We start from the raw sequence: 7,633 nt of genomic DNA on the forward strand, positions 1-7,633 counted from the left end.
GTGCTCGGCAACACTCTCGTCCCGATCTAGGAAGGAGACCCGTCGTGAGCCCAGTCGATATTTTCCGTATGTTGTCGCTGGCGGCCATCTGGGGCGCGAGTTTTCTGTTCATGCGCATTATTGCGCCGGTGATCGGCACGATTCCGACGGCGTTTTTCCGTGTGTCGATCGCTGCCGTCGGCCTGCTGGTGATCCTCGGGTTGATGCGCATCAGTTGGGATTTCAAAGGCAAGCTGAAAACCGTGATGTTGCTCGGGGTGATCAACTCGGGGATTCCGGCGACGCTGTATTCGGTGGCGGCCCAAGTGTTGCCGGCCGGTTACTCGGCGATTTTCAACGCCACCACGCCGCTGATGGGCGTGCTGATCGGCGGCTTGTTCTTCAGTGAAAAACTGACCGTCGCGAAATTGACCGGCGTGTTCCTCGGCCTGTTCGGCGTCGGCGTGCTCACGCGCGCAGGTCCGGTGGCCTTCGATCTGGAACTGCTGATGGGCGCCCTCGCCTGCCTGCTCGCTACCACCTGCTACGGTTTCGCTGGCTTCCTCACTCGGCGCTGGCTGGATCAAAGTGGTGGGCTCGACAGTCGACTCTCGGCGGTCGGCAGCATGCTCGGTGCTTCACTGTTTCTCCTGCCGTTGTTCGGCTACAGCGTGATCACCGCACCACCGGCAAGCTGGGGCGGCTGGAGTGTCTGGCTTTCGCTGCTGGGCCTGGGCCTGGGCTGCACGGCGTTTGCCTACATCATTTACTTCCGCCTGCTCAGTTCCATCGGCCCGGTGAAGTCAATGACCGTGACCTTCATGATTCCGGCGTTCGGCGTGTTGTGGGGTGCGTTGCTGCTCGATGAGCCGCTGTCGATGGCGCATCTGTATGGCGGGGTGTTGATTGCGCTGGCGTTGTGGCTGGTGTTGAAGCCGGCGGTGGTGAAGTCTTCTGCAGCGCCAGCCCGATGATTTTGCGGCGTTGCTGATTCAGTCTTCGCGGGCAAGCCCGCCCCCACAGTGATTGATGTCGTCCACATCATGGGTGTTCAACACAAAACCCTGTGGGAGCGGGCTTGCCCGCGATGGCGGCTGTTCGGCCGCCATCACCCTACAGGTCAGCCGGTTTTACGGAACACGAACGCCAGACCGACGATGATCAACAGCATCCCCAGCACGCTCAACGCGGCCAAGCGGTTGCCGAAAATCAGATAGTCCATCACCGCTGTCACCGCCGGCACCAGATAGAACAGACTGGTGACATTCACCAGATTGCCCCGTGCGATCAGGCGATACAGCAACAGCGTCGCCAGCACCGACACCACCAGCCCCATCCACAGCACCGGCACGATGAAACCGGCGCTGTGTTCGAAGTGAAACGGCTGGAACGGCACAAAGATCCCGCAGAGCAACAGGCCCGCCAGATACTGCACCGGCAACGTTCCGAGGGGATTGTCGGTGATGCTTTTTTGCATGATCGACCCCAGCGTCATACTCGCCAGCGCCAGCAAGCCAAACAGCATCCCCACCCACGACATCCCGGCCAAACCAATGCCTTGGTAGACCACCATGATCAGCCCGGCCAACCCCAACGCCAGACCAAACATCCGGCTCGCCGAACGCTGCCGCTCCATCAATACCACCGTGAGAATCGGCTGCACGCCCATGATCGTCGCCATTACCCCCGGTGTGACTTTGGTGTTCAGCGCCAGCAGATAGAAAATCTGATAAGCGCCCAACAACACCATGCCCGTGGCGATCGCATACAGCATCGGCCTGCCGCTTTTGGGCAGTTTCAACTTGAGCAACGGCGCCAGCAGCACCAGCCCGCACAGGGCAATGACGAAACGGATCAGCAGAAAGGCAAAGGGCGACGCGTGGGCCAGGCCCCATTTGGAGAAGATCGCCCCGCTGCTCCACAGCAGGACGAACAGGCTCGTGGACGCCGCCGCGAGCGCGGTTTTTTTCGAAAGGACAAACATGAATACCACCTGTAGTCAGGCAAAAAGCCAACTCAGCCGAAGCTGAAGTTCAGTAGGTTTTTTCAGGCGGGCACAGGGGTCAGCAGAAACTGCCGATCAGCCCGAAACGCCAACGCCCGGCGGTGATACGACTGCGCACACCGGCGTGCTACTGACAGGTGGGGGGTAATGACTGATCTGCTTTGGCTGCTGATTCCCGCACGGCACGACGCCAGCGTTGACCGCTGAATCGACTACCGCGTTGATGAGGGATGCAGGCATTGGGGCTGATCTTTTTCCGAGGATGGAAACGAGAGTGATGACTCTCGCGAGCGCCGACTATAACCAGCGTGGGACATGGATTGCAATGATTTGGGCAAAGGGCCGGTAACGACGAATGGATGACGGCTGAATAGGCTGTGGAGCAACCGCAACACCTATCGATGGGGAGACATGGAATGCTCGAAGTCATATGCCAAGGGAACGGAGTTATCTGCGCTATCAGTTGTATCGGTCGCTCGCCAGGAGGCAGGCAAGTATCGCCACTGCTCTATTACAACTTTCAGCAGGACAAGACTTTTCGAAGATACGCTTCGAACCTATCGATGCCCTAGCACTGAGCGCGTTTGAGCTTTGGGAGAATCCGCATTTTTGCTGGCGAGAGATTGCCGCATGGAAGTCACGAGAGCCCTTGTCCCTGGATATCGCGATCTGGTTTGAAGAACAGCTGTGCGGACTTTGTTTCGTCAATCCAAACAAAAGCCGTCAGCGAATTCGAATCGTGCGATTGGAGGGGCGACCCGGCGCGCACCCACTTAAAAAGCGTATTGCGGTTTTGGCGATGATGGCCATCGATGAGTTTGCGCAAATAATCGGCAGTAAGTGCATTGAAGTCCAGGAACCGATACAAGGAGCAATTCCTGTTTATACAAAACTCGGCTTCAAATTTGATTTGGAAGGCCGCCTTGTCCTCACAGTGGAGAGTAAAGTATCGTGAAAACTGTTCAAGTAATGATCAACGAGGGCGGGAGCATGCGTAAATCTGTGAAAAAATCCCCCATTAAGAAACGATCAACCAAAACGGACGAAAAGCTTGACTCCTCCGAGCTATCAGCCAATCAGCAGCGCTTTCTTCAGCTACTGATTACAGGGATCGACAACGAACCCGACGTCCTCGCCGGACGGCGCTGACTTGCAGGCAATAAAAAACCGCTCACAAGAAGCGGTTTTTTATTGCCTGATCCAGGCTCAACCAAACAGCCAATACCCCAACAACGTCAACACCACCACTGCCAGCACCGGCCGCAAAACGCGGTAGGCCTTAGGGTTACGGCGCTTCCACTGCTTGACCACGCCGCTGAACTTGTCACTGAAGTTCTTGCTCCAGGCGTAAGCCTGATTGATACCGCCGACGCGTTCGTCGTCGAGGTTCTGCGGTGCGGTCGCGCGGCCGAGCCAGCCACTGATGAAGCGGTTGATGCGGGTCATGAGGCGGTTGCTCAGCGGCCGCTCGATGTCGCAGAAGAGGATGACGCGGGTCTTGTCGGTTTCGTTCTTGACCCAGTGTACGTAGGTTTCGTCGAACATCACGTCCTCGCCATCGCGCCAGGCGTAGACCTGACCATCAACGAAGATGCGGCAGTCGTCGGAGTTTGGCGTCGACAAACCGAGGTGATAACGCAGGGAGCCGGCAAACGGATCGCGATGCGGATTGAGGTGGCTACCGCCCGGCAACAGCGCGAACATGGCGCCCTTGACGTTCGGAATGGCACTGACCAGCGCGACGGTTTTCGGGCACAGGGTTTCTGCCGACGGCAGCGGTTTGTCGTACCACTTGAGGTAAAAACGCTTCCAGCCCTTCTTGAAGAACGAACCGAAACCGGCATCGTTGTTCTTCTCCGCCGCACGGATGTAACCCTCGTCGAACAGGTGCATGGCTTCGTCGCGAATGGTTTCCCAGTTATCGCGCAGCACATCCAGTTCCGGGAACTTGCTGCGGTCCAGATACGGCTTGGACGGCACGCCGGAAAACAGATACATGAGGGCGTTATACGGCGCGAACAGCGCCGAGTGGTTGACGAACTGGCGCAGCACCGGCAGGCGCGCCTTGCCGCGCAAATGCACGTAAAGGATGCTGCCCACAAACAGCAGCAACACCAACACCTTGGCGGCTAACGAAAAGGTCATCAACGACTCCTTGAATAAAGACAACACTGCGCACGCCCTTTACCCGGCATGGCAGCCGGCCATGATAAACACTACCGGCCTGGGGAAAAACCCGTTAAACCTAATATTCAGTATTAAGAATTGCGCAATAAAGCATTTATTAACATAACGGTCCTGAACGGTGGCTGACCTGAGTCAAAGATCAAAAGATCACAGCCTGCACTGCGATCCTTTGCTTTACCGGGTTACTGCTGGTTCTCCTGCTCGGTGAACAGATCGCTGAACAACATGCTCGACAGATAACGCTCACCGGAGTCCGGCAGGATCACGACAATGGTCTTGCCCTGCATTTCCGGGGTTTCCGCCAGGCGCACGGCAACCGCCATCGCTGCACCGCAGGAGATACCGCACAAGATGCCTTCTTCCAGCATCAAGCGCAGGGCCATCGCCTTCGACTCTTCGTCGGTGACCTGCTCGACCCGGTCGACCATGGCCAGATCCAGATTCTTCGGTACGAAACCGGCACCGATGCCTTGAATCTTGTGCGGTGCCAGCGGTTTGGCCTCTTCACCCGCCAGCGTCTGGGTGATCACCGGCGACAACACCGGCTCCACCGCCACCGACAGAATCGGTTTGCCCTGGGTATTCTTGATATACCGCGAAACACCGGTAATCGTTCCGCCCGTGCCGACGCCAGCCACCAGCACATCGACGGCGCCATCGGTGTCGTTCCAGATTTCCGGGCCGGTGGTTTTTTCGTGGATGGCCGGGTTGGCCGGATTGTCGAACTGCGCCGGCATGAAGTATTTGCCGGTATCGCTGGCAACAATCTCGGCAGCCTTCTCGATCGCGCCTTTCATGCCTTTGGTCGGTTCGGTCAGCACCAGCTCGGCACCCAAAGCCTTGAGGACCTTGCGCCGCTCGATGCTCATTGACGCCGGCATGGTCAACATCAGTTTGTAACCACGGGCGGCGGCGACGAAGGCCAGACCGATGCCGGTGTTGCCCGACGTTGGCTCGACGATGGTCATGCCCGGCTTGAGTTTGCCGCTGCTTTCGGCGTCCCAGATCATGTTGGCGCCGATCCGGCACTTCACCGAATAACCGGGGTTGCGCCCCTCGATCTTGGCCAGAATCGTCACACCACGCGGCGCGATGCGGTTGATCTGCACCAGCGGCGTATTACCGATGGAATGGGCGTTGTCAGCAAAAATACGGCTCATGGCTGGGTCCTTATGCAGCATTGAATTCAGCGCCCAAGGTATGCCTGTTGCCCATTGCAGTCCAGTCGGGTCGAACGTCTGCGGCCGGCAACAGTCAATCGCTTACATCGTTCGGGAATTGCCGTCATGAAACGTCGTTACAGCTGGCCATTAGGGATTATCGCCGTCATCGTCGTGTTGTTGATTGCCCTGCACATCGCTCTGCCTTATGTCGTACGCGATTACCTCAACGACAAGTTGGCGAACATGGGCGATTACCGTGGCCAGATCACCGACGTAGACCTGGCGCTATGGCGCGGCGCCTACAAGATCAACGGTCTGAAAATCGTCAAGGTCGACGGCAAGGTTCCGGTGCCCTTCGTTAACGCGCCGCTGATCGATCTGGCCGTGAGCTGGCATTCGCTGTGGTACGACCATGCGGTGGTGGCGCAGGTGAAATTCTTCAATCCCGAAATCAACTTTGTCGACGGTGGCGCCAACAAGCAGAACTCCCAGACCGGTCAGGGTACCGACTGGCGCGCGCAACTGGGCAAGTTGCTGCCGATCACCCTCGACGAAGTGCAGATTCACGACGGCAAAATCAGCTTCCGCAACTTCAACTCCAAGCCACCGGTGAACATGAATGCCACCAATGTCGACGCCAGCATTTACAACCTGACCAACGTGGTCGACAAAGAAGGCAAACGCGATGCCCGCTTCGAAGGCAAGGCCAAACTGCTCGGCCACGCGCCGCTGGAGACTACCGCCACCTTCGACCCGTTGAGCAACTTCGAAGACTTTGAATTCCGCCTGCGCGCCAAAGATATCGAACTCAAAAGCATGAACGACTTCGCCTCGGCCTACGGCAAGTTCGACTTCAACGCCGGCCACGGTGACGTGGTCATCGAAGCCCAGGCGAAAAAAGCCCAGGTCAGCGGCTACATCAAGCCACTGCTGCGCGATGTCGAAGTGTTCAACTGGCAACAGGACGTCGAAAACAAGAACAAAAGCATCTTCCGCTCGGTGTGGGAGGCAATCGTCGGCGGCACCGAGACTGTGCTGAAGAATCAGGCAAAGAACCAGTTCGCTACCAAGGTCGAACTCAGCGGCAACGTGCATCAGCAAAATATCAGCGCGTTCGAGGCGTTTTTGCAGATTTTACGCAACGGTTTCGTTCAGGCATTTAATGCCCGGTATGAGCGGCCTAAGCCGGATGCGGGCTAAGGCTTTCGATTGACAATGTAGCGACCAGATTCTTCCGCTGCCATCGTCGACCTTTGCTGCAAAGAATCCCAGCCCAGGCATGCTAACGCCAAAGAACGCGGCACCGCCTCACGACCATTACTGTAGCGGCTGATGCTGCGCGCACTGACACCCAATGCCTCCGCAGCCTGATTAAGAGACAGCCCCGTACGGGCACGCCAATCAATGAAAACTCGAGTATTTTCATCGGCCGCATTTTGAGCCAGTGCATCCATATAGAGCGTGTCTGCGCCAATCTGTATATCGGGCTCAAGCCATTCGACCGTCCAGCCGTCGTCGTCCAATGTAGCGGTTAAAAACACCTCGGGATCGAGCAATGGCCGCAGACCTGGATAAGCTTGAATATCCCGGCCCAGATCAAGTATCAGTTCTTGGCCATCAATAAAGGTCAGGGCCAATCGAAAATCTGACAGTGCCTGCACAGCTGACAGACGAGGCCTTTTCATGGGTAACATCGTTTCCACTCCTCCAACAGTTGCGCTTGATGAGCCGAAACCCACGCCAGCGCTTCCTTGATAATCAGCGGCGGCGCCTTGCCCGTTATGACCTCCACGGTTTCAAGGCTCAGCATCACTTCAAAGCCGCCACCTATGAGGTGAACATGGGGTGGCGGGTGATCCTTCTCGCGCAACTGAATGCGGTATTTGTCGCGAAATCTGTATTTAGTCGTCATGCTCGAAGGCTATCGCCAAATCGGCGATACCTGAATACTGGCCAACCGCCGAGACTGAGTCAACATGTGACGCCCCATTCAGAGACTGAATAAGCCGTCTGCGTTCACAGTCGACCGGGCTGCGCGTTATAGTCGGGGCATCCGATTATTTCGCCCCCGCCCTGCCCGTCAGGTCGGCGTTACCGTTCGAGGATTAGCAGATGAAGTTCGAAGGCACCCAGGCCTACGTCGCCACCGATGACCTGAAGCTGGCGGTCAACGCCGCCATCACCCTGGAGCGGCCGCTGCTGGTCAAGGGCGAACCGGGCACCGGCAAGACCATGATCGGATTTGAACTGGTCTTATCTTTAGTCTCTTATGTGATTATCTTTTTCATTATTTTGATTT

General features: G+C 57.1%; 9 protein-coding genes and 1 pseudogene. 5 read left to right on the top strand and 5 right to left on the bottom strand.

The window, feature by feature from the left end:
* Positions 1-44 precede the first annotated feature (44 nt).
* Entirely contained in the window at positions 45-953 is a 909-nt protein-coding gene (locus ACIONG_RS07175) for a DMT family transporter (protein ID WP_213027866.1), read from the top strand.
* A 146-nt stretch (positions 954-1,099) separates the two neighbouring features.
* On the opposite strand, the gene ACIONG_RS07180 is transcribed toward ACIONG_RS07175, so the two are convergent.
* Positions 1,100-1,963: a DMT family transporter gene (locus ACIONG_RS07180; RefSeq protein WP_401297715.1), complete on the bottom strand. Its 864-nt coding sequence runs from the start codon at positions 1,961-1,963 to the stop codon at positions 1,100-1,102.
* Positions 1,964-2,414: 451 nt separating this feature from the next.
* On the opposite strand from ACIONG_RS07180, the gene ACIONG_RS07185 reads away from it, so the two are divergent.
* A complete protein-coding gene (locus ACIONG_RS07185) occupies positions 2,415-2,939 on the top strand; it encodes a hypothetical protein (RefSeq protein WP_213027864.1) in 525 nt (174 codons plus the stop codon).
* On the top strand, positions 2,936-3,133 hold the full coding sequence (locus ACIONG_RS07190) for a hypothetical protein (protein WP_213028861.1): 198 nt from the start codon (positions 2,936-2,938) through the stop codon (positions 3,131-3,133). The genes ACIONG_RS07185 and ACIONG_RS07190 overlap by 4 nt, the downstream gene beginning before the upstream one ends.
* Before the next feature lie 57 nt (positions 3,134-3,190).
* Here ACIONG_RS07190 and ACIONG_RS07195 read toward each other — a convergent pair whose 3' ends face one another.
* Positions 3,191-4,129 (bottom strand): aspartyl/asparaginyl beta-hydroxylase domain-containing protein, encoded by a 939-nt coding sequence (locus tag ACIONG_RS07195; RefSeq protein ID WP_213027863.1) that lies wholly within the window; start codon positions 4,127-4,129, stop codon positions 3,191-3,193.
* 224 nt (positions 4,130-4,353) lie between these two features.
* Positions 4,354-5,331 (bottom strand): cysteine synthase A, encoded by a 978-nt coding sequence (gene cysK / locus ACIONG_RS07200; RefSeq protein WP_103306158.1) that lies wholly within the window; start codon positions 5,329-5,331, stop codon positions 4,354-4,356.
* Positions 5,332-5,457: 126 nt separating this feature from the next.
* Between cysK and ACIONG_RS07205 the strand changes: the two genes are divergently transcribed.
* Positions 5,458-6,534: a DUF748 domain-containing protein gene (locus ACIONG_RS07205; RefSeq protein WP_103306157.1), complete on the top strand. Its 1,077-nt coding sequence runs from the start codon at positions 5,458-5,460 to the stop codon at positions 6,532-6,534.
* Here the strand turns inward: ACIONG_RS07205 and ACIONG_RS07210 are convergent.
* Both ACIONG_RS07210 and ACIONG_RS07215 read right to left on the bottom strand, forming a co-directional pair.
* Positions 6,531-7,028: a helix-turn-helix domain-containing protein gene (locus tag ACIONG_RS07210; RefSeq protein ID WP_401297721.1), complete on the bottom strand. Its 498-nt coding sequence runs from the start codon at positions 7,026-7,028 to the stop codon at positions 6,531-6,533. The genes ACIONG_RS07205 and ACIONG_RS07210 overlap by 4 nt on opposite strands.
* Positions 7,016-7,246: a DUF4160 domain-containing protein gene (locus ACIONG_RS07215; protein WP_401297724.1), complete on the bottom strand. Its 231-nt coding sequence runs from the start codon at positions 7,244-7,246 to the stop codon at positions 7,016-7,018. The genes ACIONG_RS07210 and ACIONG_RS07215 overlap by 13 nt, the downstream gene beginning before the upstream one ends.
* Before the next feature lie 200 nt (positions 7,247-7,446).
* Here ACIONG_RS07215 and ACIONG_RS07220 point away from each other — a divergent pair.
* Positions 7,447-7,633: pseudogene (locus ACIONG_RS07220) on the top strand (ATP-binding protein); the annotation flags it as partial.

The sequence above is a fragment of the Pseudomonas sp. NPDC087817 genome, assembly GCF_044742875.1.
Taxonomy (GTDB): Bacteria; Pseudomonadota; Gammaproteobacteria; order Pseudomonadales; family Pseudomonadaceae; genus Aquipseudomonas.